The sequence below is a fragment of the Serpens gallinarum genome (assembly GCF_014836765.1).
GTDB classification, from domain to species: domain Bacteria; phylum Pseudomonadota; class Gammaproteobacteria; order Pseudomonadales; family Pseudomonadaceae; genus Serpens; species Serpens gallinarum.
This window is the reverse complement of record NZ_JACSQG010000001.1, coordinates 842652-867306: the sequence shown is the minus strand read 5'-3', so window position 1 is coordinate 867306 and position 24655 is coordinate 842652. Positions and strand designations below refer to the sequence as shown.

The following is a 24655-nucleotide window of genomic DNA, read 5'->3' as shown; positions in this document are numbered from 1 at the left end:
GGCGAACAAAACACACTCCTGACGACTGCTGGTGGATATAGCGTTTTACATCCACCCTGGCCCTGCGCGGTGGCTCGATAAAGCGCCATCCACCCTACATTTCGCCACTGCCACAGGCACCCAACTCACGCCAAGGAGTCACTCGCCCGTCGCGGTCACGATCAGTGCCGGCATGCTGAACTCGACCCGACCATCCGCCAATACGAAGGGCTGCAGCGACTCTTCGGCCTCCTGGCGCAGGCGGGCGAACTGCCCATCGTCAAGCAGACCGCCTAGCGTCCAAACACAGGCACGCTCGGTGGCGACCAGCGCCTCGACAGAGGCAAAGCGCACCACTCCGTCATGCCGAGTAACCTGGGCTTCATTCAGACCGGACGCAACGGCCTGGCTGCGCAAGGATTCTCGCTCGCCACAGGAAAACGGCATGCGAAAGGCCTCAGCCACGGCCTCACCGAACAACCGCTGCAGCAACTCGGCGAGCACCGCGTAGCCGGGAGAATGATCGAGCGCATCGCACACCGCCACGGCCAGGCGTCCTCCGGGGCGAAGCACGCGGCGCATCTCCCGCAGCGCCGCCACCGGATCGTCAAAGAACATCAGGCCAAACTGACTGACCACCACGTCGAAACTCTGGTCGTTGAAGGGCAATGCCTCGGCACGACCGCTGAGCCATTCGATCGTGGTGCTTTTGCGGCGCGCCACGGCCAGCATGTCCTCGTTGGGATCAAGTCCGGTGACCGCTCCACCGCCACCGACCCGCTGGGCTGCGGCACAGGCCAGCACGCCAGTGCCGCAGGCGACGTCGAGCACGCGTTGGCGAGTCTCGATACCCGCCACGTCCACCATGACTTCCCCCCATTGTCGGAACAACGCAGGGACGAAGAACTGCTCGTATACATCGGCCGGCGAGCCGGCCTCTTTCAGGTTCATGGCACACCTCCATCCATTGCACCCATTTCATCGGTAGACAATGGGCGCAGGGGATAATCAACACCCAGAGTTTCAACGCCGAGTCTGTGTCCTTTCCCTCAAGTTCAGCGAGCCGTCAGCCGATAAACGGTAAAGGCACAATTGTGATGCGCAGCCAGCCTCTGCGCTTTTCCAGCCCGCTTTCCATTGCCAACCGTCCGGTACAGCGAAGTCCGTACGGTCGCACTTCTCCCTCTCCAAGGAATGTGTCATGTCTTTTGCCAACTCGCTGCGCAGCCAAGTCCTGATCCTGCTGGGCGGCAGCCTGATGTTGATGCTGATGATTGCTCTGGCCTGCTTTCAGTCCTTGAGTGACAACGCCCATGCGTATCAACGCCTGCTGGCCGGCCCGACGCATTCCACACTGGTGCTTAACCAGGCCAATCTCGACTTCAAGACCCAGGTTCAGGAGTGGAAAAACATGCTGCTGCGGACCCGGAGCAGCAACGACCTGGCGTCATTCTGGAACCGCTTCGAGGCCCAGGAACGCGACGTGCAACAAAGTCTGGAGAGTCTCATCAACGCCCCCGATATCGATCCCGCGCTCAGGGCGCGGCTGGTTGAGCTGCGCAATGAACACCAACAGGTCGGCCAGGCCTATCGTCAGGGCCGCGAGGTCTTTCTGAGCAGCGGTTTCAATGCCCGGGTGGCGGACCGGAACGTTCAGGGAATCGACCGTAACTTCAGCGATGAGCTCGAATTGATGGGGCGAAACTGGCGTGAGCAGACCGAGGCTGAAATTCCGGTCCTCCAGCGCTCCACCACTAATACCGTCACCTATGGCCTGTTGTTCATGCTGTCGTCGAGTCTGGTGGTCGGACTGCTGGGCCAATGGCTTATCAACCGTCGTCTCATTGCCCCCATCAACGAACTGATTGAGCACATCGCCCAACTCAGCCAGGGGCGCCTGGGTCTGCCGGTGGATGCCAGCCGGCGCGACGAGCTAGGTCGATTGGCCCAGGCAGCCAATCGGCTGCGCGAGTTTCTTTCCGCTACGTTCAGAAATCTTCAGCAAAGTACGACCCAGTTGGATCAGGCCAGCGGCGAATTGAACACCATTTCCTATCAGATGGCCGAAAGCACCCGCACCCAGTTCGACCGCACCGATCAGGTGGCTACCGCCATGCACCAGATGTCGGCCACGGCTCAGGAAATCGCCCGACACACCACCGAGGCGGCCAGCGCGGCCGATGCGGCAGAAAACATCACTCAACAAGGCGAGGCTGCCATGCAGGACATGGTCACGAGCATCGAAGCGGTTCGCAACGAGATCATCCATGCCGCCGACGTGGTGCACAGCCTGGAGAGTGATACCGGACGAATCGGCGCCGTGCTTGAGGTGATTCACGGCATTGCCGACCAGACCAACCTGCTGGCCCTAAATGCGGCCATCGAGGCAGCGCGGGCGGGCGATGCGGGGCGCGGCTTCGCCGTCGTCGCCGACGAGGTGCGCACTCTGGCCAAGCGCACAGCAGAATCCACCGCCGAGATCCAGCAAATCATCGAGGCAGTGCAGAGCGGTGCGCTTAATGCAGTACGTGCCATTGAGAACGGCCAACAGAGCAGCGAGGATGGCGTTGAACAGGTGAAGCGCGCCTGTGACATTCTCGGCGGCGTCACCGACGCCGTGGAAACCATCCGCGACATGAACCGCCAGATCGCCACCGCTGCCGAAGAGCAAACCTCGGTGGTTGAGGGCCTGACCCAGAACCTCACCGAGATCACCGACATTGCCAGCACCAATCAAGGCCATCTGCAACGCACCCAGGAGGCTGGACAGCATTTGCACAGCCTGTCCAGCACGCTCAGCGCGTTAACCCGGCACATTCAGGCCTGACACCAGCGCACCGCCGTGTCTGGCGCTGCGGTCTGGTGAGCCTGCAATGTGCAGGCTCGCCCATCAGCGCCATGCTTACAGCGGCCTTGCAGCCGGTCCAATAGCGCACGCCTTGGTTGCGAATGGTCCCTGCGCAGGACTGGACTGCGTCTAAGCTTTCCTCGCGCGTCCCGCTTTGACGAGGAACCCCCATGCTGCTGCGCCGCATGCTCATCATGCTTGCCGTGGTCGTGCTGGTAGTTTTGGCTCTGGCTGCCTACAAGGGCTATTCGATTTACCAGCAGGTCCAGCTTTTTTCCGCCCCGCCGCCGCCCATCAGCGTGGAGGCCGAACCTGCACGGGAAATCCCTTGGCAGCGTCGCCTGCCGGCTATCGGTACGCTCAAGGCCATTCAAGGCGTGGAGCTGACGGTTGAAGTCCCCGGCACCGTGCAGCAAACGCTGTTCGAGTCGGGGCAAAAGGTCAGCCAGGATCAACCGCTAATCCAGATGAGCAGCGAGGTGGAACAGGCCGGCCTGGCTTCCGCCGAGGCCGCCTTGGGCCTGGCGCAGGTGGAACTGGGCCGCGCCCGCAACCTGGTCGGCCGGCAGATGATCTCACGCAGCGAGTTCGACCGACTGAACGCAGAGGCCCGCCAGGCCCAGGCCAGCGTCGAGCAGTTCAAGGCCAGCCTGGCCAAGAAACGCATCTCGGCGCCCTTCGCCGGCACCATCGGCATCCGCCAAGTGGAGGTCGGCGATTACCTGGGCTCCGGCACACTGATCGCCACGTTGCAGGATTTGTCCCGCCTGCAGGTTGATTTCTTCCTGCCGGAACAGCGCGTGCCGCAACTGCGCGTCGGCCAGCAGGTTCAACTCAGCGTACCGGCCTATCCCGATGAGGTGTTCACCGGGCAGATCAGCGCCATCAACCCGCGCACCGAGGAAAGCACGCGCAATATCCAACTGCGCGCCCAGCTGCAAAACCCCGAAGAAAAACTTCTGCCAGGCATGTTTGCCAATCTAGATGTCCTGCTGCCCGAGACGCCGCAGCGCGTGGTGGTACCGGAAACCGCCATCACTTATAGCCTCTACGGCAACGCGCTCTACGTCGTCACGGATCAGCAGGATGAGGCCGGCCAGGTACAGACCGACGAACAAGGCCAGCCACGCAAGCGTGTCGAGCGTCGTTTCATTACCACGGGCGAACGTCGCGACGGCCTGGTGGTGATTGAAAAGGGACTGACTGCCGGCGAGTGGGTAGTCAGCTCCGGCCAGTTGAAACTCGACAATGACACCGCCGTCTCCATCGTCGCACCCGAAGCCCGGCCTTGAATCGGCAGCACCAGGACATTGAAAAGGCGGGCAAGGCTTCAAACGGTCGTAAACGCAGAGGATATTGTCCATGGCCTTCACCGATCCCTTCATCCGTCGCCCGGTGCTGGCCAGCGTCATCAGCCTGTTGATCGTGCTGCTCGGCTTCCAGGCCTTCAAGCAACTGTCAATTCGCCAGTATCCGGAGCTGGAAAGCGCGCTGATCACGGTGACCACGACCTATCCCGGCGCCAATGCCGAGACCATCCAGGGCTATATCACCCAGCCCCTGCAACAGAGCCTGGCCAGTGCCGAGGGCATCGATTACATGACATCGGTGAGCCGTCAGAACGTATCGCTGATTTCCATCTATGCGCGCATCGGCAGTAACAGCGACCGTCTCTTCACCGAGTTATTGGCCAAGGCCAACGAAGTGAAGAACCAATTGCCGCAGGATGCCGAAGACCCGGTTCTGGCCAAGCAAGCCGCCGATTCCACGGCCCTGATGTACATCAGTTTCTATAGCGAGGAGCTGTCCAACCCGCAGATCACCGATTACCTGTCGCGGATCATTCAACCCAAACTGGCCACCCTGCCGGGCATTGCCGAGGCAGAGATCCTCGGCAATCAGGTGTTTGCCATGCGTCTGTGGCTCGACCCGATCAGACTGGGTGCGTATGGGCTGAGCGCGGCGGATGTCAGCAGCGCGGTGCGCCGCTACAACTTCCTGACCACCGCCGGCGAGCTGAAGGGTGAATACACACTCACCGCGGTCAATGCTGAAACTGAGTTGAAGACCGCTGAAGCCTTCGCTGCCATTCCGCTGAAAACCGCAGGCGACACCCGCGTGCTGCTCGGCGATGTGGCCCGCGTCGAAATGGGATCGGAAAGCTACGACAGCGTCAGTTCCTTCGACGGCACCCCTTCTGTCTACATTGCCATCCAGGGCACGCCCAGTTCGAATCCGCTGGAGGTGATCAAAAACGTCCGCGGCCTGATTCCTGAATTGCAGGCGCAGTTGCCGCCCAATCTCAAGCTGTCCATCGCCTACGACGCCACGCAGTTCATCCGTGCCTCGATCGACGAGGTGGTGAAGACTCTGGGCGAGGCAGTGTTGATCGTCATCGTCGTGGTATTCCTGTTCCTGGGTGCGCTGCGTTCAGTGCTGATTCCGGTAGTGACCATCCCGCTGTCGATGATCGGCGTGCTGTTCTTCATGCAGTTGATGGGCTACTCGATCAACCTGCTGACATTGCTGGCCATGGTCCTGGCCATTGGCTTGGTGGTGGACGACGCCATCGTCGTGGTGGAGAACATCCACCGTCATATCGAGGAAGGCAAGACGCCGTTCGAGGCGGCCCTGGAAGGCGCGCGGGAAATCGCCGTGCCGGTCGTATCGATGACCATCACCCTGGCGGCCGTTTACGCACCCATCGGCCTGCTGCAAGGCCTGACCGGCGCGCTGTTCAAGGAATTCGCCTTTACCCTGGCCGGTGCAGTGATCATTTCCGGCATCGTCGCGCTGACCCTGTCGCCGATGATGTGCGCAAAACTGTTGCGCCCCACCACCAATCCTTCCGGCCTGGCCCAGCGCATTGACCGCACCTTTGAGCGCGTGCGTTTGCGCTACCAGCGACTTCTGCACGGCACCCTCGATACACGCCCTGTGGTCCTGGTCTTTGCACTGATCGTGCTCGGGCTGATCCCGGTACTGCTGATGTTCACCCAGAGCGAGCTGGCTCCGGAGGAAGATCAGGGCGCGATCTTTCTGCTCAGCAACGCACCGCAGCCCACCAACCTGGACTACACGAACAGGTACACCGACCAGTTTCGCGACATCTTCAAAGCCTTTCCCGAGTATTACTCCTCGTTCCAGATTAACGGCTTCAATGGTGTGCAATCCGGCATTGGCGGATTTCTGCTCACCCCGTGGGACGAGCGCTCACGCACGCAGATGGAACTGCTTCCCCTGGTGCAGACGCGTATCAACCAGGTACCCGGCCTGCAGATCTTCGGCTTCAACCTGCCCTCGCTGCCCGGCACCGGCGAGGGTTTACCGTTCCAGTTCGTGATCAACACGCCCAATGATTATGAATCGCTGCTGCAAGTGACCGACCGCATCCGGCAGCGCACCCAGGAATCCGGCAAGTTCGCTTTCCTCGACGTTGACCTGGCATTCGACAAGCCCGAATTGGTGGTTGAAATCGATCGGCAGAAAGCCGCGCAAATGGGCGTTTCCATGCAGGAAGTGGGGCAGACCCTGGCGGTCCTGCTCGGTGAAGGGGAAATCAACCGCTTCACGGTAGAAGGCCGCAGCTACAAGGTCATCGCCCAGGTGGAGCGTGCCTGGCGCGACAATCCCGACTGGCTGGACAGCTATTATGTGCGCAACGAGCAAGGCCAGATGTTGCCGCTGGGTACGCTGATCCGTGTCCACGACCGTGCGCGCCCTACCCAGCTCAACCAGTTCCAGCAGCTCAACTCAGCAATCATCCAAGGCGTGCCCATCGTCAGCATGGGCGAAGCCATCGACACCGTGCGCATGATTGCCGAAGAAGAAGCGCCGCGCGGCTACGCCTTCGACTATGCCGGAGCGTCACGCCAGTTCATCCAGGAAGGCGGTGAGCTGTATGTCACCTTCGCCCTGGCGGTGGCGATCATTTTCCTGGTGCTGGCCGCGCAGTTCGAGAGCTTCCGCGATCCGCTGGTGATTCTCATCACCGTGCCGCTGTCGATCTGCGGTGCTCTGATCCCATTGTTTCTCGGCATTTCAACCATGAACATTTACACCCAGGTCGGGCTGGTGACGCTGATCGGACTGATCAGCAAGCACGGCATTTTGATCGTTGAATTCGCCAACCAATTACGTCACAGCAAGGGGCTGACGCCTCGCGAGGCGGTGGAGGAAGCCGCAGCGATCCGCCTGCGTCCGGTGCTGATGACCACCGCCGCCATGGTATTCGGCATGTTCCCGCTATTGCTGGCCTCAGGCGCAGGTGCCGTCAGCCGTTTCGATATCGGCCTGGTGATCGCCACCGGCATGTCGGTGGGCACGCTGTTCACGCTGTTCGTGCTGCCGAGCATGTATTGCCTGCTGGCCAAACCGGATGCGTACCGGCAGGCGCTGGAGCCGGCACACTGAAGTGTGTCGGTATACGCATGAAAAAGCCCCGACGCGCAAGGCGCATCGGGGCTTTCCGTAGGGACTCGTAGGACGAGCGGTCTCCGTCACTGCCATGTCTCATCCGCGAGACTGAGCACTCTGCGACAAACCGTACAGCAACAACAGCAATTCTTCTCCGGGTTGAACCGACGATACCTTCTCGCGCGCGTTGGGAGGAATCGGGCAATGCGTCAATCCATGACTTCCTTGTATGATGCCCGGTCCCGGCTCGTGCCAGGCCGCGGTGGCCAGGGAAACCACGCCCAGAGCGCCCATAAGGAACAGGCCTCTAGCGATTGTGGACGTCATGACAGTAACCTCATGCTGGTTCCGCCATATGCAGCGAGTGATCACGCCATAGAAAATCGCAGGCGAGACCGCTGAGATAGCGTAACGTTGCGAAAAGCAGAGCCTATCTGTCGTAGATGATCCTTTTTTGACTGTCCCTCACCGGCTACGCGCGACCACGCCTCTCAGCGGTCTTAAATACGCTAGTCGAGTGCCAATCCTTCCGAGCCGGCAATAGACCAGTGGCACACGGTTCAAGCGCGCTCGTCGGGCTCGTCGCACTGCCAGGTAACCTGCGACACCTCTTGGTCCAGTTCTTGCTGAACGTCTTGCTGCAGTTCGGCCCACAATTGGGCGGCGCCGGAAAACTCGGCGCCGCAGTCATCGCTCAACTGTTCTGGATCGAAGCGCCTCACGCAGCCCTCACCCACTGTGGGCGGCAGGCTGGCGCTCGCGCGGCGCATTGGATCGGTCATGTGTACCTGCGTTAGGCAAACACCACGGTCTTGTTGTCATGCACGATGACTCGATCTTCCAAATGGAAGCGCAGGCCACGTGACAGCACCATCTTCTCGACGTCCTTGCCCAGGCGCACCATGGTTTCGATGCTGTCGCGATGGGTCACACGGACCACGTCCTGCTCGATGATCGGGCCGGCATCCAACTCCTCGGTCACATAGTGGCAGGTCGCGCCGATCAACTTCACACCCCGCAGCGACGCCTGATGATAGGGCTTGGCGCCCACGAACGACGGCAGGAAGCTGTGGTGGATATTGATCACCTGATGACGATAGCGCTGGCACAGGTCGGGCGGCAGGATCTGCATGTAGCGAGCCAACACCACGGTATCGGCGCTGTAGTCATCGACCAGACGCGATACTTCATCGAAGGCCGGCTGTTTGTTCTGGGGATCGACCGGCACATGGTGGTAAGGAATACCATGCCACTCCACCATGCTGCGCAAGTCTTCGTGGTTGGAAATCACACAAGGGATCTCGCAATCCATTTCCCCACTGCGCCAGCGGTGCAAGAGGTCTGCCAGGCAGTGCGATTCACGGCTGGCCATCAACACTACGCGGCGCATCTCCGCAGAGTCGCTAATCCGCCAAACCATGGAAAATTCCTTGGCAATCGGCGCGAAGGCTTGTCGGAAGCCGTCCAGATCAAATGGCAGCGAATCGGCACGGATCTCATGACGCATGAAGAACCAGCCGTTTTGATTATCCGAATGATGGCTGGCCTCGGTGATCCAGCCATTGTAGGTGGCCAGAAAGTTACTGACCTTGGCGACGATCCCGACGCCATCCGGGCAGGCGATTACCAGCCGAAAAGTGCGCATGTGTTGAAAGCTCCAGTTCGCAAAGGGCAGCAATTCTAGCCGCACGCCACAAAAAGATCAGTAACAGGCTGACAATGAACTTCCCCCTGCAGGCCACGCACCTTGAGTGCCTTGCCTCGTTCGCCGATGAACAATACTGCTCTTGCCATTTCCACCCTGCCCTGCAAACGTCTTTGCGGCATATCGCTCACTATCTAACCTTCACGGCACTTACTCTGCAAACGCTTCGTTAATTCAACTATTTCTCGATCCGGTGTTATGATCGCCAGCAGGCGCTTCAACACGCCAAGTACACTTAGTGTCTTGGCGTGTGATCAAGGACCGAAAACCTTTTCAAAAGTTTTAAGTTCAGTTTACTTGTGCACTACAGCTGACTATCATTTGTTTCACGAATCCTGAAACAATCCTCCTATTGCAAGGAAAAAAAATGTCCCTTCTCTCTGAATACCGCGCCACTAAAGAAGCCATTGAAGAACTTCAAGAGCGCCTGAAGAACCTCGAGCAGGACGAAAAGCTGCAAAAGGAAAAGCAGTTTGAAGAAGAACTGCGCAAACTGATGAGCACCCACGGCAAATCCCTGCCGGATATTATTGCCATCATTGACCCGAACGCCCGCTCTTCCAAATCGGCACTGGTTGCCAAGCCTGCTCCGGCCAAGCGTACCCGCAAGGTCAAACAGTACAAGAACCCGCACACGGGTGAAGTCATCGAGACCAAAGGCGGCAACCACAAGGTTCTGAAAGCCTGGAAGGCCAAGTGGAGCTCCGACGAAGTAGAGAGCTGGGCCACCCTGCTCGATTAAACATCGTTTCGCTTAAACAAAAAACGCCAGCATTATGCTGGCGTTTTTGTTGTATTAATCCTGCCTCAGCGAACATGCCCCACGCGTGGGCTATAACCATCTCAGCCCCTGGATAATGGGCAGTTGCCAAAGCCACACCGCCACGCATGGCACATAGAACAGCGACGTTTCCAGATTTCAATACTGAAATAAAGAGCGCCAACACACATTCTAAAATGCTTCAACAGCAGTCGATACACCATAATCCTCAGCGCGTTTCTTGGCATAGTCTTTCCAGGCCAGCAAGATGGCACGCTCTGACGGCGAAGCACGCCCCAGCAACTCCAGAGTGGCCGTTTGGAAAGCTATATAGGTTTGGGGAGCACCCATGGCGGGATCATTCAATCGGGATCGACAAAACGTCTGCCATCGCTGTTGTTCATCGGCAGTCAATGTCTCGGCGAAGTTGCGCGCGCGATAGCGGAACAACAGTTCAGGCATGCGCGGATCATCGAACGGCCAACGCTCGCTCGCCAGCCGGCTCGCTTCGGCATTACGCACCTGATCGCACAACAGGCGATCCCGATCCCCTAAAAACCCGCCATACAGCTGCTGCTCTGGGTCGTCGACGCCCGCAAACTCATCTTGTGCATAGACCGTCGCCAGCTTGCCCCGCCATTGCTCCTGAGCATCCCTCAGACGCTGTGCCTGTTGCAGGCAATGGTCCAGGTTGAGCTGCAAACGCTCGCGATCCTCGCCGCGAAGCACTTTCAGCGGAGCCACTACCGGACATTTGTTGATATGCAGCAATTTCAGCGGCACCGGCAGTTGTCCCTCGTCCAATTCCGCGTGCCGCGTATAGAGCCGTTGCCGCAGGGTCTCGCCATCCAGCTCCAGCAGCGGTGTCAGGTCGGCCTGCAAGTCGCAAACAATCAAGGCATTGCGATTCTTGGGGTGCCAGGCCAGCGGCAGCACCACGCCCAGGTAGCTGCGTTCGGCTGAAAACCGTCCCGAAACATGCACCAGCGGCTGCAGCAGGCGAATCTGCTCCATGACCTGGGCTTTGCCGCGTAAACGGTACAGGTAGTCATACAGGCGCGGCTGGCGCTCACGCAGCAGGCGCGCCAGCCCGATCGTGGCGCGCACATCGGACAGCGCATCGTGAGCCTGGCCATGATCAATGCCGTTGGCGGCAGTCAGAAGCTCCAGGCGCAGGCTGACGCGCCCGTCCTGCTGCGGCCAGTTGATTCCGTCCGGGCGCAATGCATAGGTAGTACGCGCCAGGTCAATCAGGTCCCAGCGACTGTTGCCGCCCTGCCATTCCCGTGCATAGGGATCGAAGAAGTTGCGGTACAGGCTGTAGCGAGTCACTTCGTCATCGAAGCGCAGGCTGTTGTAGCCGGCTCCGCACGTCGCGGGGCGGGACAGTTCAGCATGCAGGCGGGTCATGAATTCAGCTTCGCCAAGACCCTGCTCGAGCAAGGTTTGCGGAGTGATGCCGGTAATCAGGCAGGCTGCTGGATGCGGCAGGATGTCATCGGCCGGTCGGCAGTACAGATTGAGCGGCTCGCCGACTTCATTAAGCGCCTCGTCGGTGCGAATGCCGGCGACCTGCAGAGGCCGGTCGCAACGCGGGTTGATGCCAGTGGTTTCGTAGTCGTACCAGAAGATGGTCGGGGTCACGGAGGCGTCCTTTTTCAGCAAGCCACCGAGTCTAGGACCTTTCAGCGTGTGTTTGCGAGCGAACACGCGCTGAATGACCCGTCATTGAATGCTTGTTTGCTTACTTAGGCAGACGTCGCCAAGCGTTGAAAGGTGAAGTACTCGCGCAAGGCACCTACCATTTCGAGGTATTCCGGCGGGGGGGATTCAAGACGAAAACCCGAGTCGTAACTGCCGGGGGTGACATCTTCCTGGCTCCACTGGCAGGTGCCAAAAAAATCGACTGAACGCCAGCTACCGTCCTGGGTGGGGATTTTCAAGCGCATGTCGAATCGCGCACCCACCAGTAAGGGCCATTGGCTGATCAACATCAGTCCTTCACAGGACACATTGCCAAGGCAGCCCATGGGCCGATCGGTGATGCGATTGAATACTTTCAAGTAATAGGGCAACTGGTGCCGCTGGATGGATCGTTGTCGGGACATTATGTAATTCGCTGCTGTTGATCTGGAATGGGCCTTGTGCTCACGCACAGAGTCCCGCAACTCGATCGCGCAACTGCTGGCGCGCCTTCGTTAGCTGTTCATCGCTGTAGAACCGATGTTGCTGCTCATCGTCCAGATAATAGAAGCGGCCACCACGCTCCAGCCTCGCCAGGTGTTCGCGTAACCGCCGACATTCCTGATCACGCTGCGCCTGGCGTTCCCGGGCAATCTCCCGGGCCTGGGACTGCTCCTGGCGCCGAGCATCGAACACCTCCGCGACCCGCGCCTCGCGTTCGCGAGTGGCCTGATCACGTTCGATAATCTGGGGTTGCACCACGATGAGGTTGGCATCCGCGCCGGCTTGCGCTCTCGAACCGAAATGCACCCGCCCCTGGGTATCGGTCCAGCGATAAATCTCGGCTTGCGCTACTACTGGCCACAGAACAAGCCCAAACAACCACGATCGCATCGAGTGTCTCCTCCCTGAGAACCCGAGCTTAGCCGCTAGCGGCCATCGCTACCAGCATGTTGATGACAGATGCAACCCTGCCCGCGATGATCAGCGCGTAGCCTGGACTGGTTTTTCTGGGTGGTAATGGCCCAACTGGCGCAGGGTTTCCAGGCGCGCCCGTGCACGGTACGAATACTCGCTGGTTGGGAAACTCTTAATGATGTACAGGTAGGTTTGCGTCGCATCGATGAACAGGCTTTGGCGCTCCAGGCATTGCCCACGCAGCATGGAAATTTCCGGCTGCATGTAGACACGAGAGCGGCTGGCACGATCAGCCAGCGACAGCTGCAGCATCACTTGTTCGCAATCGCCCTGATCATAAGCGCGGTAGGCCTGATTCAGGTGTTTGTCGAGTGAAGCACGCGTACTGCAGCCAGCAACGGCGAGCATGGCAACCAGGATAAGCGGGATTTTCATAGGGGGTTCTCCTTCGTTTGCCAGTGTATCGACAGCCCGTCTGTTTTCTTCAGCCCATTGCATAACCTCCGTTGGGTTGTGCCGGGGCTCGGCCCAGCCAGCAAACCGCCGCTGCTAAACTGCGGCGCTACGCCTATCGCAAGGAATGCACATGCGCTCTGTCAGCCTTACCCTGCTCATGCTTACTCTGCTTGTCGGCTGCGCCCCCACCACCCCGCTTTTCATTGCCCAGATCACCACGCAGGAAGTCGAAAGCTACAAGGCCATGAAAGGCAAGCGCATGACCGCCGCCGTGGAAGAAGAAGGCGACCTGCTGACCTACAGCGCCCTGGCCATACGCGATGCCCATAGCCCGCAAGCCGAGCAGCTTTACCTGAGCGGATATCGGGACACCAAGCTGAGTGAAGAAGTCCGCGCCATTGCGCTGTACCAGAACGGCCTGATCTATATGAGCCGCTACAACGACCAGCGCGACGATGCCAAAGCCCTCGCTTATTTCAAGCAGATCCTTGATGAGTTCCCCTCCAGTCGGGCGGCTGAACGTGCCGAGGCACGTATCGTCATGCTCCGCGAGCGAGCCCGCGAGCCGATACAGAAAAGCTCGCGGGAACTGCTCGCCACCTGGCAACCGCAACGCAATCTCGACCTGGACAAGCCCAGCCTCAATGAAGACATGACCTTGCTGTCACGTCGCGCCGTGCTCAAAGACCGGGTTCCCGAAGCCGAAGAGCTCTACGTGCTGGCCCTGCGCGACCCCTCGATCAGCACCAGCATCAAGGAGAAAGCTCTCTATCAATTGGGCCTGATGTACCTGGCCCCCGACAACCCACGCGCCGACCGGGACAAGGGCATCGGCTATCTGCGCCGCCTCCTCGTACAGTACCCGGAGAGCGAGCTGACGGCAAAGGTCTCGCGTCAGCTCGACCAGGCGCTGAACCGCCAGGCACCTGAACGACAACTCTGACCCAGATCAACCTCAGCCGGGCGATCTATGCTGGAATGCCTAGGGTCTGGTTCCCCTGAGGGTAAAAAATGAACACCCACCAGTTGCTGGTCGTCATCGACCCCACCCAAGAAGTCCAGCCGGCCCTGCAGCGCGCAGCCTGGCTCGCGCGTCAAACCGGGGCCGCGATGGAGTTGCTGCTGTGCGAATATCATTCGGCACTGGAGGGCGGCCTGCTCGATGGCCCACGGCTGGAACATGCGCGCCGTACATTGCTCGAGCAGCGTCTCGCCTGGTTGCAGCAACTGGCCGACCCCTTGCGCGCCGGGGGTTTGACCGTAACGTGCGAGGCCCGCTGGGGCCGCCCGCTGCACAAGATGATCCTGGCCCGGGTGATCGAACTGCAGCCTGATCTCCTGTTCAAATCCGGCCACCAGCATGGCCTGCTGCAACGCCTGTTCACCACCAATACCTGCTGGCAACTGATCCGCCAATGTCATTGTCCCCTTTGGCTGACCGGGGACCTTGACTGGCAGCCCAAGCGCCTGTGCGCCGCAGTCGACCCGCTGCATGCGGCGGACAAGCCGGCCAGCCTAGATCACCAACTGATCGAAACCGCACGACAGCTGGCTGCCACATTCAACCTGCAAGAGCACATCGTGCATAGCTACGGCCCGGTGCCCAACACACTGATCTTCGATGTCGACCTGGCGACTACCTACGAGCAGTACCGCGAGGAAGAGGCCAAAGCGCACCGCGAAGCTTTCGCCGCGCTGTTGGACAGCCATCCTGGCAGCGCTGCCAACAGCCACTTGCTGGAAGGCTATGCCGAGCAAACCATTCCGCGTTTCGTCAAGGAGCAAGGCATCGACCTGATGCTGATGGGCGCCATTGCCCGAGGCAGCCTGGACAACGCCTTGATCGGTAATACCGCCGAACGCATCCTCGAAGCCGTGCATTGCGACCTGCTGGTTCTCAAACCGGCCCAATTCGGTAGTGCACAGGAACAATGACTACAGGATGCCGGCGTAGTAGCCTCGGGACATGCTAGAAAAACCAGGAGTCCTGAATGATTTCGCGCCGCACTAAAATTGTCGCCACCCTCGGCCCCGCCAGCAGTTCCCCAGAGGTTGTGGAGAAACTGATTCTGGCGGGTCTTAATGTGGCCCGTCTCAACTTCTCTCACGGCACCCCCGATGAACACAAGGCACGTGCCCGCATGGTGCGTGAGATTGCCGCCAAGCACGGGCGCTTCGTCGCGCTGCTCGGCGATCTGCAAGGCCCGAAGATCCGCATCGCCAAATTCGCAGACAAGCGCATCGAACTCAAGGAAGGCGACAGCTTCCGTTTCTCCGTCACCCATCCGCGCGACGCCGGTACCCAGGACGTGGTCGGTATCGACTACCCGGACCTCATCAAGGACTGCCGCGTCGGCGATGAGCTGTTGCTCGACGATGGCCGTGTGGTGATGCGCGTCGAAAGCACTACCGCCGATGAACTGCACTGCGTAGTGCTGACCGGCGGTCCGCTATCCGACCACAAGGGCATTAACCGCCGCGGTGGCGGCTTGACCGCCCCGGCTCTGACCGCCAAGGACAAAGCCGACATCAAGCTCGCGGCGGAAATGGAGCTGGACTACCTGGCCGTATCCTTCCCGCGCGATGCCGCCGACATGGAACTGGCCCGCCGCCTGCGCGATGAAGCCGGTTGCACCGCCTGGCTGGTGGCCAAGATCGAGCGTGCCGAAGCCGTGGCTGACGACGACACCCTCAATGGCCTGATCCGTGCCAGCGACGCCGTGATGGTCGCCCGTGGCGACCTGGGTGTCGAAATCGGCGATGCCGAGTTGGTGGGCATTCAGAAGAAGATCATCAAGTACGCCCGCGTGCAGAACAAAGCGGTGATCACCGCCACGCAAATGATGGAGTCGATGATCACCAACTCCATGCCGACCCGTGCGGAAGTATCCGACGTGGCCAACGCCGTGCTCGACTATACCGACGCGGTGATGCTCTCTGCCGAAAGCGCCGCTGGCAGCTATCCGATTGAAGCCGTGGAAGCCATGGCGCGTGTCTGCTTGGGCGCCGAACGCAACCCGATCAGCCGCAAATCGATGCACCGCCTCGGTGAACAATTCACCCGCTGCGACGAGAGTATCGCCCTGGCGACCATGTACACCGCCAACCACTTCCCCGGTATCAAGGCCATCATCAGCCTTACCGAAAGTGGCTACAGCCCACTGATCATGTCGCGCATCCGTTCCTCGGTACCGATCTTCGCTTTCACCCCGCACCGTGAAACCCAGGCCCGCGTGGCGCTGTTCCGCGGCGTAGAGACCATTCCCTTCGACCCGGCCAACTTGCCGTCGGAGAAGGTCAGCCAGGCAGCGGTGGACGAACTGCTCAAGCGTGGCGTGGTGCAGCAGGGCGACTGGGTCATCCTCACCAAAGGCGACAGCTACCACACCATCGGCGGCACCAATACCATGAAGATCCTGCACGTGGGCGAGCCGCTGGCCTGACGTGTAACCAGCGTGTGGCCTGCTCATCGCGGGCCATATCGCGTCTTGCCGAGTCGAACTGCCAGTGGTAGTTCGACTCGCTGACACCCCCTCGCATTGACTGATAACGCACCGCACGATCTGTGGCGAATTTTCACGCGTCCTCTTCCTTATGCGAATCAGGCAGGCAGCACAGCGGCGGCCCAGCCGCATTACTGCCGAGGGTGCCAATCGAAAATCCCAACCGGGTCGATACCTGCTCAGCGACCAAGGTCGAGGCCTCGCGGCTGTCGGCCACCCAACCGGCGCGTTATACTGCCGCGCCTTATTTTGGTAATGCGCCGGGTCGTGGTCCGGCGTTTCCTTCGAGTTCCCGCCTTCCAGAGGAGCGCACCCATGACCGTGATCAAGCAGGATGACCTGATCCAGAGCGTCGCCGACGCCCTGCAGTACATCTCCTACTACCACCCCACCGATTTCATCCAGGCCATGCATGAGGCCTACCTGCGTGAAGAGTCGCCGGCTGCGCGCGACTCCATGGCGCAGATCCTGATCAACTCGCGCATGTGCGCCACCGGCCACCGGCCGATTTGCCAGGACACCGGCATCGTCACCGTATTCGTGCGTGTTGGCATGGACGTGCGCTGGGATGGCGCCACCCTGAGCCTGGACGACATGATCAACGAAGGCGTACGTCGCGCCTACAACCTGCCGGAAAACGTCCTGCGCGCCTCGATCCTGGCCGATCCGGCCGGCGCGCGCAAAAACACCAAGGACAACACCCCGGCGGTGATTCACTACTCTGTGGTACCTGGCAACACCGTGGAAATCGACATCGCGGCCAAGGGCGGCGGCTCCGAGAACAAGTCGAAGATGGCCATGCTCAACCCGTCCGACTCGATCGTCGACTGGGTTCTGAAGACCGTCCCGGAAATGGGCGCTGGCTGGTGTCCGCCGGGCATGCTCGGCATCGGCATCGGCGGTACCGCCGAGAAAGCCGCGGTGATGGCCAAGGAAGTGCTGATGGAGTCCATCGACATCCATGAGCTGAAAGCTCGCGGCCCGCAGAACCGCATCGAAGAGATGCGCCTGGAGCTGTTCGAAAAGGTCAACCAGCTGGGCATCGGCGCCCAGGGCCTGGGCGGCCTGACCACCGTGCTCGACGTGAAGATCATGGATTACCCGACCCACGCCGCGTCCCTGCCGGTGTGCATGATCCCCAACTGCGCCGCCACCCGCCACGCGCATTTCGTGCTCGACGGCAGCGGCCCCGCCGTGCTGGAAGCACCGGATCTGGACGCCTACCCGGAAATCGTCTGGGAAGCCGGCCCCTCCGCGCGCCGCGTCAACCTGGACACCCTGACCCCGGAGGACGTGCAGAGCTGGAAGCCGGGCGAAACCGTCCTGCTCAACGGCAAAATGCTGACTGGCCGCGACGCCGCCCACAAGCGCATCGTCGACATGCTCAACAAGGGCGAGACGCTGCCGGTGGACCTCAAGGGCCGCTTCATCTATTACGTCGGCCCGGTTGATCCGGTTGGCGACGAAGTGGTTGGCCCGGCTGGCCCGACGACCGCCACGCGCATGGACAAGTTCACCCGCCAGATCCTGGAAAGCACCGGCCTGCTGGGCATGATCGGCAAGTCCGAGCGCGGCCCGATCGCCATCGAAGCGATCAAGGACAACAAGGCCGTGTACCTGATGGCCGTGGGCGGCGCCGCCTACCTGGTGGCCCAGGCGATCAAGAAGTCTAAGGTACTGGCGTTCCCAGAACTGGGCATGGAAGCAATCTACGAGTTTGAGGTGAAGGACATGCCGGTCACGGTTGCGGTCGACACCAAGGGCGAGTCCGTGCACTTGACCGGCCCTGCCCTGTGGAACAAGAAAATTGCTGAAAGCCTGGCGATTGAAGTGAAGTAAGCAGTAAGCACGCCCCGCGCGCGCAACAAGAAGCCCGGCCTGTGCCGGGCTTTTTTTGTTCTGCGCGGAGCGACTGCAGCTGCCTCAGGCGGCGCAACAGTGGAGCATCAAAGGCTGATCTGCGTCCCCAGCACATTCAGGAATTGCGCCAGCCACGCGGGATGGGCCGGCCAGGCGGGTGCGCTGACCAGGTTGCCATCGGTGTGCGCCTGGTTCACGGAAATATCCACGAACTCGCCGCCGGCTAGACGCACCTCTGGCGCGCAGGCCGGATAAGCACTGCAGGAGCGGCCCTTGAGCACCCCGGCAGCCGCCAGGAGCTGGGCGCCGTGGCAGACGGCGGCAATCGGTTTATCCGCATCGGCAAAGTGGCGCACCAATGCCAGCACCTGCTCGTTCAAGCGCAGATATTCCGGGGCGCGGCCGCCCGGAATCAGCAAAGCGTCGTAATCGGCAGCCCGCACGTCGGCAAAGTCGAAGTTGAGGATGAAACGGTGTCCGGGTTTTTCGCTGTACGTCTGCGCGCCGTCAAAGTCATGAATGGCCGTATGGACGTACTCGCCCGCTTTCTTGTCCGGACACACCGCATGGATCAGATGCCCCACCATTTGCAGCGCCTGAAACGGCACCATGGTTTCGTAGTCTTCGGCGTAATCGCCCACCATCATGAGGATCTTTTTCGCGGCCATAGAAGGAGCTCCTGTTGGGATAGATCGGCTGAAATCAGCCTAGTCCCAGCCCAGGAGAGGAGCCAGGCGAATCAAATGCCAATCTTGTCCAGCACCTCTCCCACCCGGCGCCAGAAGCCGCGTTGCGGGCGTTCATGTTCAACACTCAGGGCAACGTTGCGCTCCGGCTGGGCCTGGTTGGTAAACAGCACCTCCCAGCCGTACAGGCGCTCGCCCACCAGTTGCAACGGTCCGTCGCCCCGGTTGACCTGATCCGGGTGCGAAGGTGGCGGATTGAGCTCGTCGTAACGCAGGTAGTAACTGCGCCCCGCCTCGGTATCCAGCATGAAGCTGGCCACATGGGTGAAATCGAACGGGCTTTCGGCGAGCAAGGTCCAATACAGACCGAATAACGGCCGACGCACTTCCAGCTTGTAGGTGCCCGGCTCAGCACGCAGCAACAGATAACTGTCGCTGGGCAGGTTGCCCACATTCCGGTTGTCGAGAAACAGGCCCGGCGCTTCCAGTTCCTGGTTGGCCCAGGCGGATTTGGGGCGATAAACGAAAATCAGCGCCTCTGTGGGCGTGTTTTCCCGTGGGTGGTAAAGGGTTCCATTCGTGGGGGCGAAAAAAGCCCCACGTGACGCACAACCGCCAAGCAAGAGGACTAAAAAAATCAACAGCGGGCGGCTCATGGGCGCACCTCGTTCAGGAATGTGGCCACGAGCATAGCCGCCGGTCGCCAAGCCCCTCCCCCGTCAAAAGTGTGGAGACAGTCAGTCGCGTCGCTGATCGATCAAGTTGATCACCAACCGGTCCATCCAACCCCAGACCCGTTGAAAAACCCGAGTTCGCAACGGCCGGGCGTGCCAGCTTTCCAGGGTAATTTCCAGGCTGTTTTCGAAGCCTTCGACGAAACAGTCGGCGACAGCCGCAGACAGGGATGGATCGTAAGCCTCCAGATTGGCTTCCAGATTCCAGCGCAGGTTCCAATGGTCGAAGTTGCACGAGCCGATACTCACCCAGTCGTCCACCTGCACCATTTTCAAATGCAGAAAACGCGGCTGGTATTCAAAGATTCGCACCCCGGCGCGTAACAGGCGCGGGTAATATCGCTGGCCGGCATAACGCACCGGCGGATGGTCGGTGTTACGACTGGTCAACAGCAGTTTTACGTCAACGCCGCGCAACGCCGCCTTGATCAGCGCGCGGCGCACTTTGCGGGTCGGCAGAAAATACGGCGTGGCCAGCCACACCTGTTTTTTCGCCTGCCCCACGCTGCGCAACAAGGCACGCAGGATATCGCGGTGCTGGCGGGCGGCGGCATAGGCGACCCGCCCCAACCCTTCTTCGCGTGGTGGAGCGGCCGGCAGGCGCGCCGGCATCAGCGGCTCACGCGGCCACCAGAAGCGCCGTTCACCACAGCGTTTCCACTGGTAGTCGAACAGGGCCCGCCAGTCATCCAGTAAAGGCCCGCGCATTTCCACCATCACCTCGTGCCAGCCCTGCTCGGGTTGGTCCGGATCCCAAAACTCATCCGTGGCGCCGGTGCCGCCCACGTAGCCGACCTCATCATCCACCAACAGAATCTTGCGATGATCGCGAAACAGGTTGCGCACACCCCGACGCCAACGCAGCGGGTTGTACAGCAACAGCTCGACGCCAGCGGTCTGTAGCGCTATGCGACTGGCATTACTCAGCTTCAGGCCACCGAAGGCGTCGAACAGGCACCGCACCCGCACGCCTCGCTGCGCGGCGCCGATCAATACCTCGCTCAGCGCCTGGACGCAGCGCCCGTCCTCGACCAGATAGAGCTCCAGCTCCACCTGCTCGCGAGCCTGGGCGATGGCCTCCAACATGCGTGGAAAAAAGCACGCGCCATCGATCAGCAGGGCGAAGCGGTTGCCGCCGCGCCAGGGGAAAACCGCGCCGTCGCGCATCAGCGGGCCACGAATATCAGCACCGCGCCCACCGGCACTGCCTGACTGATGGCACGCACGTTGGCCAGTTTGCGCAGCACTTCGACACCGTCAGCCAGGCCAAAATCGCCGGCATGCAGAATCACAGGCGCCAGCGTTACCACCTGGAAGCGCTTCTCATCCAAGCGCGTCACCAGCAACTCGGCGCGCTGGGTTTGCTCGTGGCCATGCAACCTGACCACCAGCGGCAGGCGCAATTCAAGCTGTGCCCCGGGAGCCAGCTGGGCGATTGTGTTCAAGGACAAGCGCGCCTCGATGCTCGCCAAAGGGTAATTCTTGACATCGAACAACAGCGCGCGCATGCGCTGGTCGCGTAAGGGAATGCCGGTGCTGACCGAATCCAGGGCAATCTGCAGGTTTACCTGGCCTTGATCGTCGACTCGGCCTTCCAGGGTCAGAAAGCGGTGCACTTCGGAAAGATTGCCAGTCTGGGTGGAGATGAACGACACACGAGACGAGTCATTGTCCAACTGCCAGTCGGCGTAAGCCGGCAGTGCCAGGATAAAAAACACACAACTCAGCCAGCGGTGCATGCAAGCTCCCTTTCAGCATATAAAAGTGCAGCACACGATAGCCGTCGCGCTCGGCGTACTCAACCAGCGAGCCGCCTGCCGATTTGTCCACAGCGAAGTTGGGCCGCTGCGCTCGGACAGAAGGTTCTACAGGCCCAGCCCCAGCATCCCAAGCGCCTTGTCCAGTCGCTTGCCGCGCGCACTGGCAGCGAGCTTGAGCAGGCTGCGATCACGGCGCCACAATCCGGCCCACGGCTGCGGCGTGCTGGCCAGCGCGGCGTCCAGTTCGGCCTCCAGTCCATCGCTTTGCGCGAACAGGCCGGCGAGCAGCACATGGGTGACCGGATCCTTAGCATCGTGCCGGGCCAGTTCGGCCCCCGTCGCCAGCAGACCGGCCAGACGCAGCTGCAAATGCCGCGGCCAGCCGCAGTCAAGGCCGACGCCATATAGCCATGCGGTCAGCGCCATCAGCACATGCAGGTCCTCGATGCTGCGAAATGGCTTTACATAATCATCCCAGCCGTCACCGGGTAGCACGTCGGCCGCAGCATCGGCCAGATACAAACGGGCGTGAGGAATGTCCGCCAGCATCGGCAAGGACGGCAGTTCTTCCAGACGTACTCCGGGCGCAGTCTTATGCATCATGCAGAGTTTCAACCGTGGCGCCTCGCCAGCCGGTTCGCTGCGCGCCGCCACCAGGTACCAGTCCGCCGCCGTGCCGGCGGTGACGAAATCCTTGCAGCCCTGCAGGTGGCCGTCATTCAGACGGGTGCTCAAATCCGCCGGGCGCACACTGCGGCGTTCGGTGACGCAGAAGGCGCCAAGGCTCAGCGGCGCCGCCGGCCAGAGCGCGCGCAGGGCGGCCTGATAGCCCGCCAGAAACGCCAGCCCCGGCGTGCTCGCCAGGCGACCGCCGAGCATGGCCAACCCGATCGGGTCCAGCCCGTCGGCATTAGCCAGCAGGTTGGTGTACCAACTATTCAGCTCAGTAGAAGGCAGACGATCGAGGAGGCCGAGTAGCCGTTTCCAGGGCATCGCGAAGTCCATGCGTGGGGAGATGGGGCGAGGCTAGCAGGTCAGACGACGTCATGTCCTCGACTGACTGCGCGAGCGAGGCGCTCCGCGCCTCCGGCTGCGTTCCCACGCGGAGCGTGGGAACGATCCAATCTAAACCAGCTCAATGCGATCCGCTTCGATGCGAATCAGGCCCTGCTTGTACAGCCCGCCGATGGCTTTCTTGAAGTTGCCCTTGCTGACGCCGAAGCGCTGGGCGATGACCTCCGGCGCACTCTTGTCGGACAGCGGCAGCATGCCGTCATTGTCACGCAACTGGGCGAGGATCTGTTCGGGCAGGCTGTCCACCAGTTGCTCCACCGGCGGCTGCAGGCTCAGGCTGATCTTTCCGTCCTCACGTACTTCCTTGATATAGCCGGTTTCACGCATGCCCGGGCGCAGGAACTTGAACACTTCGTTCTTGTGGATCAGGCCCCAGTGCTGGCCGTCGATAATCGCCTTGAAGCCCAGGTCGGTGGGTTCGACGATCAGCAGATCGACCTGCTGGCCAGGGGTGTAGCGGGCCGGGGTGTTGTCCAGGTAACGATCCAGGCGCGCAGTGGCAGTGATGCGCCGGGTGCGGCGATCCAGGTAGACGTGGACCACCACATAATCACCCACTTGCAGCGGACGCTTTTCTTCCGAGTGCGGCAGCAACAGGTCCTTGGGCAGCCCCCAATCGAGGAAGAGGCCAACGCGGTTGATTTCCACCACCTTGAGGCTGGCGAAACCACCGACCTGCGCCTTGGGCGTAAGGGTTGTGGCAATCGGCCGGTCGTCGCTGTCCAGATAGACGAACACGTTCAGCCAGTCGTCGATTTCGCTGGGCTCGTTCTTGGGGATATAGCGCTTGGGCAGGAGGATTTCCTCGCCCGCGCCACCGTCCAGATACAAACCGAAATCGGTGTGTTTGATCACCTGCAGGGAGTTGAACCGTCCGATCAGTGCCATTTTGCAAAACCTCTAGCAGGCCGTTGAAAAACGTAGGCGAGGCAGGCAAGACAAGGCAAAAACAGGCGAGGAAGCGGAGTTTAGGCGCTCTAAATGAGCATCCGAGCCTGTTTTTAACGCAGTATTGCCAACGCAGGTAGTTTTTCAACGGCCTGCTATGCGCCAGGCCGCGCATTCTACCTATCCTAGCGCCGATTGCCGTGGCTTTTGCAGCGGGCCGATCAGTCTGGTTTCAGTCCAATGCGCAGCAACGATCCGCTCGGCTCGTCAGTGAGTACATACAAATAACCGTCCGGTCCCTGGCGCACATCGCGGATGCGCTTGCCCAGCTCACCCAGCAGGCGCTCTTCGTGCACCACGCGGTCGCCGTCCAGCTGCAGGCGAATCAGTTCGCCCTTCAGGGCGCCGATAAACAGGTTGTTGCGCCAGGCGGGAAAGCGCTCATGTGCGTAAAAGGCCATGCCACTGATCGCCGGGGATTGTTGCCAGACATAATGCGGCGCCTCGGTGCCGGGCACGCTCTTGCCCTTGGCTTCGGGGATCGGCAGCAGGCTGTAGTTGATGCCGTGGGTCGCCAGCGGCCAGCCATAATTTCGCCCTGGCTGGGGAATATTGATTTCGTCGCCGCCGCGCGGACCGTGCTCGTGGGTCCAGAGCTTGCCGGTACGCGGATCCAGCGCGGCCCCTTGCTGGTTGCGATGGCCATACGACCAGATTTCTGCGCGGGCGCCGGCCTGGCCAACAAAGGGATTGTCGTCGGGGATACGTCCGTCGGCATGCAGGCGCACCAGCTTGCCCTGCAATTTGTCGAGATCTTGCGCGGTGGGTCGCTGGTTGTTTTCGCCCAGGGCGATAAACAGATACCCCTCACGATCGAACACCAGCCGCGAGCCGAAGTGGATGCCGGTGGACAGCTTGGGCTGTTGCTGAAAGATGCGCTGAAAGTTTTCCAGGCGCTGCCCGTCGGTGGACAGTCTGCCCCGCCCGACCGCGGTGCCGGCCTTGCCGTCGCCGGCTTCGGCATAGGACAGGTACACCAGGCGGTCGGTGGCGAACTGTGGCGACAGCGCCACATCCAGCAAGCCACCTTGCCCCTGGGCATAGACCTTGGGTACGCCCGACAATGGCGCCGAGAGTTCACCCTGGCCATTCAACAGGCGCAGCCGTCCTGGCCGTTCGGTAATCAACATGCCCTCGTCATCTGGCAGAAATGCCAGCGCCCAGGGGTTTTCCAGCCCGCCGACCACTTCCTCTACCTGCACGGTGCCCTCTTCGCTGCGGTACTCTCTTTGGTTTTCAGCCGCCATGGCCTGGCCCAGCCAGCCGGTCAGCATCAGGATCATCAATAAACGCATAGGTCCTCCGGCTATCCTGTGTCCTTTGAG

The 24655-nt window shown here is 60.8% G+C and carries 22 protein-coding genes; 8 read left to right on the top strand and 14 right to left on the bottom strand.

From position 1 onward, the window contains the following. Positions 1–138: 138 nt before the first annotated feature. A complete protein-coding gene (locus tag H9642_RS04010; protein WP_251835102.1) occupies positions 139–930 on the bottom strand; it encodes a methyltransferase domain-containing protein in 792 nt (263 codons plus the stop codon). Between the two features lie 250 nt (positions 931–1180). Between H9642_RS04010 and H9642_RS04005 the strand changes: the two genes are divergently transcribed. The 3 genes from H9642_RS04005 (at position 1181) to H9642_RS03995 (ending at position 7240) form a co-directional block, all read left to right on the top strand. Next, positions 1181–2806, top strand: coding sequence for a methyl-accepting chemotaxis protein (locus H9642_RS04005; RefSeq protein ID WP_251835101.1), 1626 nt, complete (start codon positions 1181–1183; stop codon positions 2804–2806). 191 nt (positions 2807–2997) lie between these two features. Next, a complete protein-coding gene (locus H9642_RS04000) occupies positions 2998–4119 on the top strand; it encodes an efflux RND transporter periplasmic adaptor subunit (protein ID WP_251835100.1) in 1122 nt (373 codons plus the stop codon). A 70-nt stretch (positions 4120–4189) separates the two neighbouring features. After that, the gene (locus tag H9642_RS03995; RefSeq protein WP_251835099.1) at positions 4190–7240 is read left to right on the top strand and encodes a multidrug efflux RND transporter permease subunit; all 3051 of its coding nucleotides are present in this window, start codon (positions 4190–4192) and stop codon (positions 7238–7240) included. Positions 7241–7803: 563 nt separating this feature from the next. Here H9642_RS03995 and H9642_RS03990 read toward each other — a convergent pair. Together H9642_RS03990 and purU are read right to left on the bottom strand one after the other, a co-directional pair. Next, a complete protein-coding gene (locus H9642_RS03990) occupies positions 7804–8025 on the bottom strand; it encodes a hypothetical protein (protein WP_251835098.1) in 222 nt (73 codons plus the stop codon). An 11-nt stretch (positions 8026–8036) separates the two neighbouring features. Next, positions 8037–8888 carry a formyltetrahydrofolate deformylase gene (gene purU, locus H9642_RS03985; protein ID WP_251835097.1) on the bottom strand — a complete coding sequence of 284 codons (852 nt, stop codon included), beginning with the start codon at positions 8886–8888 and terminating at the stop codon, positions 8037–8039. A gap of 427 nt (positions 8889–9315) precedes the next feature. Between purU and mvaT the strand changes: the two genes are divergently transcribed. Continuing rightward, positions 9316–9690: a histone-like nucleoid-structuring protein MvaT gene (mvaT, locus tag H9642_RS03980; protein WP_251835096.1), complete on the top strand. Its 375-nt coding sequence runs from the start codon at positions 9316–9318 to the stop codon at positions 9688–9690. A 210-nt stretch (positions 9691–9900) separates the two neighbouring features. On the opposite strand, the gene sbcB is transcribed toward mvaT, so the two are convergent. From sbcB to H9642_RS03960, 4 genes are all read right to left on the bottom strand, one after another. After that, a complete protein-coding gene (gene sbcB / locus H9642_RS03975; protein WP_251835095.1) occupies positions 9901–11352 on the bottom strand; it encodes an exodeoxyribonuclease I in 1452 nt (483 codons plus the stop codon). 104 nt (positions 11353–11456) lie between these two features. Next, positions 11457–11816: a PilZ domain-containing protein gene (locus H9642_RS03970; protein WP_251835094.1), complete on the bottom strand. Its 360-nt coding sequence runs from the start codon at positions 11814–11816 to the stop codon at positions 11457–11459. 40 nt (positions 11817–11856) lie between these two features. After that, positions 11857–12285, bottom strand: coding sequence for a DUF4124 domain-containing protein (locus H9642_RS03965; RefSeq protein ID WP_251835093.1), 429 nt, complete (start codon positions 12283–12285; stop codon positions 11857–11859). 90 nt (positions 12286–12375) lie between these two features. Beyond that, positions 12376–12744: a tetratricopeptide repeat protein gene (locus H9642_RS03960; RefSeq protein WP_251835092.1), complete on the bottom strand. Its 369-nt coding sequence runs from the start codon at positions 12742–12744 to the stop codon at positions 12376–12378. A 145-nt stretch (positions 12745–12889) separates the two neighbouring features. Between H9642_RS03960 and H9642_RS03955 the strand changes: the two genes are divergently transcribed. The 4 genes from H9642_RS03955 to H9642_RS03940 all read left to right on the top strand — a co-directional run bounded on the left by H9642_RS03955 (position 12890) and on the right by H9642_RS03940 (position 18107). Further along, positions 12890–13708: a tetratricopeptide repeat protein gene (locus tag H9642_RS03955; protein ID WP_433962661.1), complete on the top strand. Its 819-nt coding sequence runs from the start codon at positions 12890–12892 to the stop codon at positions 13706–13708. A 68-nt stretch (positions 13709–13776) separates the two neighbouring features. Continuing rightward, entirely contained in the window at positions 13777–14700 is a 924-nt protein-coding gene (locus H9642_RS03950) for a universal stress protein (protein ID WP_251835090.1), read from the top strand. Positions 14701–14756: 56 nt separating this feature from the next. Beyond that, on the top strand, positions 14757–16208 hold the full coding sequence (pyk, locus tag H9642_RS03945; protein ID WP_251835089.1) for a pyruvate kinase: 1452 nt from the start codon (positions 14757–14759) through the stop codon (positions 16206–16208). A 375-nt stretch (positions 16209–16583) separates the two neighbouring features. Further along, positions 16584–18107 carry a fumarate hydratase gene (locus H9642_RS03940; RefSeq protein ID WP_251835088.1) on the top strand — a complete coding sequence of 508 codons (1524 nt, stop codon included), beginning with the start codon at positions 16584–16586 and terminating at the stop codon, positions 18105–18107. 107 nt (positions 18108–18214) lie between these two features. Here H9642_RS03940 and H9642_RS03935 read toward each other — a convergent pair whose 3' ends face one another. From H9642_RS03935 to H9642_RS03905, 7 genes are all read right to left on the bottom strand, one after another. Continuing rightward, a complete protein-coding gene (locus H9642_RS03935; RefSeq protein WP_251835087.1) occupies positions 18215–18796 on the bottom strand; it encodes a DJ-1/PfpI family protein in 582 nt (193 codons plus the stop codon). Between the two features lie 71 nt (positions 18797–18867). Next, positions 18868–19470: a DUF2846 domain-containing protein gene (locus tag H9642_RS03930; protein WP_251835086.1), complete on the bottom strand. Its 603-nt coding sequence runs from the start codon at positions 19468–19470 to the stop codon at positions 18868–18870. Positions 19471–19551: 81 nt separating this feature from the next. Beyond that, positions 19552–20715 carry a phospholipase D-like domain-containing protein gene (locus tag H9642_RS03925; RefSeq protein ID WP_251835085.1) on the bottom strand — a complete coding sequence of 388 codons (1164 nt, stop codon included), beginning with the start codon at positions 20713–20715 and terminating at the stop codon, positions 19552–19554. Next, positions 20715–21287, bottom strand: coding sequence for a YceI family protein (locus tag H9642_RS03920; RefSeq protein ID WP_251835084.1), 573 nt, complete (start codon positions 21285–21287; stop codon positions 20715–20717). Before H9642_RS03920 ends, H9642_RS03925 begins: the two co-directional genes overlap by 1 nt. 126 nt (positions 21288–21413) lie before the next feature. Beyond that, complete coding sequence (locus tag H9642_RS03915; RefSeq protein ID WP_251835083.1) at positions 21414–22301, bottom strand: acyl-CoA dehydrogenase family protein; 888 nt, start codon at positions 22299–22301, stop codon at positions 21414–21416. A 132-nt stretch (positions 22302–22433) separates the two neighbouring features. Next, positions 22434–23270 carry a CvfB family protein gene (locus tag H9642_RS03910; RefSeq protein WP_251835082.1) on the bottom strand — a complete coding sequence of 279 codons (837 nt, stop codon included), beginning with the start codon at positions 23268–23270 and terminating at the stop codon, positions 22434–22436. A gap of 221 nt (positions 23271–23491) precedes the next feature. Next, positions 23492–24604, bottom strand: a complete 1113-nt coding sequence (locus tag H9642_RS03905; RefSeq protein ID WP_433962669.1) for a PQQ-dependent sugar dehydrogenase — start codon at positions 24602–24604, stop codon at positions 23492–23494. Positions 24605–24655: the final 51 nt, after the last annotated feature.

Bases quoted from the DNA above. Each gene is read 5' to 3' on its own strand.
- H9642_RS04010 (WP_251835102.1), bottom strand. From the start codon at position 930: ATGAACCTGAAAGAGGCCGGCTCGCCGGCCGATGTATACGAGCAGTTC.
- H9642_RS04005 (WP_251835101.1), top strand. From the start codon at position 1,181: ATGTCTTTTGCCAACTCGCTGCGCAGCCAAGTCCTGATCCTGCTGGGC.
- H9642_RS04000 (WP_251835100.1), top strand. From the start codon at position 2,998: ATGCTGCTGCGCCGCATGCTCATCATGCTTGCCGTGGTCGTGCTGGTA.
- H9642_RS03995 (WP_251835099.1), top strand. From the start codon at position 4,190: ATGGCCTTCACCGATCCCTTCATCCGTCGCCCGGTGCTGGCCAGCGTC.
- H9642_RS03990 (WP_251835098.1), bottom strand. From the start codon at position 8,025: ATGACCGATCCAATGCGCCGCGCGAGCGCCAGCCTGCCGCCCACAGTG.
- purU (WP_251835097.1), bottom strand. From the start codon at position 8,888: ATGCGCACTTTTCGGCTGGTAATCGCCTGCCCGGATGGCGTCGGGATC.
- mvaT (WP_251835096.1), top strand. From the start codon at position 9,316: ATGTCCCTTCTCTCTGAATACCGCGCCACTAAAGAAGCCATTGAAGAA.
- H9642_RS03970 (WP_251835094.1), bottom strand. From the start codon at position 11,816: ATGTCCCGACAACGATCCATCCAGCGGCACCAGTTGCCCTATTACTTG.
- H9642_RS03965 (WP_251835093.1), bottom strand. From the start codon at position 12,285: ATGCGATCGTGGTTGTTTGGGCTTGTTCTGTGGCCAGTAGTAGCGCAA.
- H9642_RS03960 (WP_251835092.1), bottom strand. From the start codon at position 12,744: ATGAAAATCCCGCTTATCCTGGTTGCCATGCTCGCCGTTGCTGGCTGC.
- H9642_RS03955 (WP_433962661.1), top strand. From the start codon at position 12,890: ATGCACATGCGCTCTGTCAGCCTTACCCTGCTCATGCTTACTCTGCTT.
- H9642_RS03950 (WP_251835090.1), top strand. From the start codon at position 13,777: ATGAACACCCACCAGTTGCTGGTCGTCATCGACCCCACCCAAGAAGTC.
- pyk (WP_251835089.1), top strand. From the start codon at position 14,757: ATGATTTCGCGCCGCACTAAAATTGTCGCCACCCTCGGCCCCGCCAGC.
- H9642_RS03940 (WP_251835088.1), top strand. From the start codon at position 16,584: ATGACCGTGATCAAGCAGGATGACCTGATCCAGAGCGTCGCCGACGCC.
- H9642_RS03935 (WP_251835087.1), bottom strand. From the start codon at position 18,796: ATGGCCGCGAAAAAGATCCTCATGATGGTGGGCGATTACGCCGAAGAC.
- H9642_RS03930 (WP_251835086.1), bottom strand. From the start codon at position 19,470: ATGAGCCGCCCGCTGTTGATTTTTTTAGTCCTCTTGCTTGGCGGTTGT.
- H9642_RS03925 (WP_251835085.1), bottom strand. From the start codon at position 20,715: ATGCGCGACGGCGCGGTTTTCCCCTGGCGCGGCGGCAACCGCTTCGCC.
- H9642_RS03920 (WP_251835084.1), bottom strand. From the start codon at position 21,287: ATGCACCGCTGGCTGAGTTGTGTGTTTTTTATCCTGGCACTGCCGGCT.
- H9642_RS03915 (WP_251835083.1), bottom strand. From the start codon at position 22,301: ATGCCCTGGAAACGGCTACTCGGCCTCCTCGATCGTCTGCCTTCTACT.
- H9642_RS03910 (WP_251835082.1), bottom strand. From the start codon at position 23,270: ATGGCACTGATCGGACGGTTCAACTCCCTGCAGGTGATCAAACACACC.
- H9642_RS03905 (WP_433962669.1), bottom strand. From the start codon at position 24,604: ATGCTGACCGGCTGGCTGGGCCAGGCCATGGCGGCTGAAAACCAAAGA.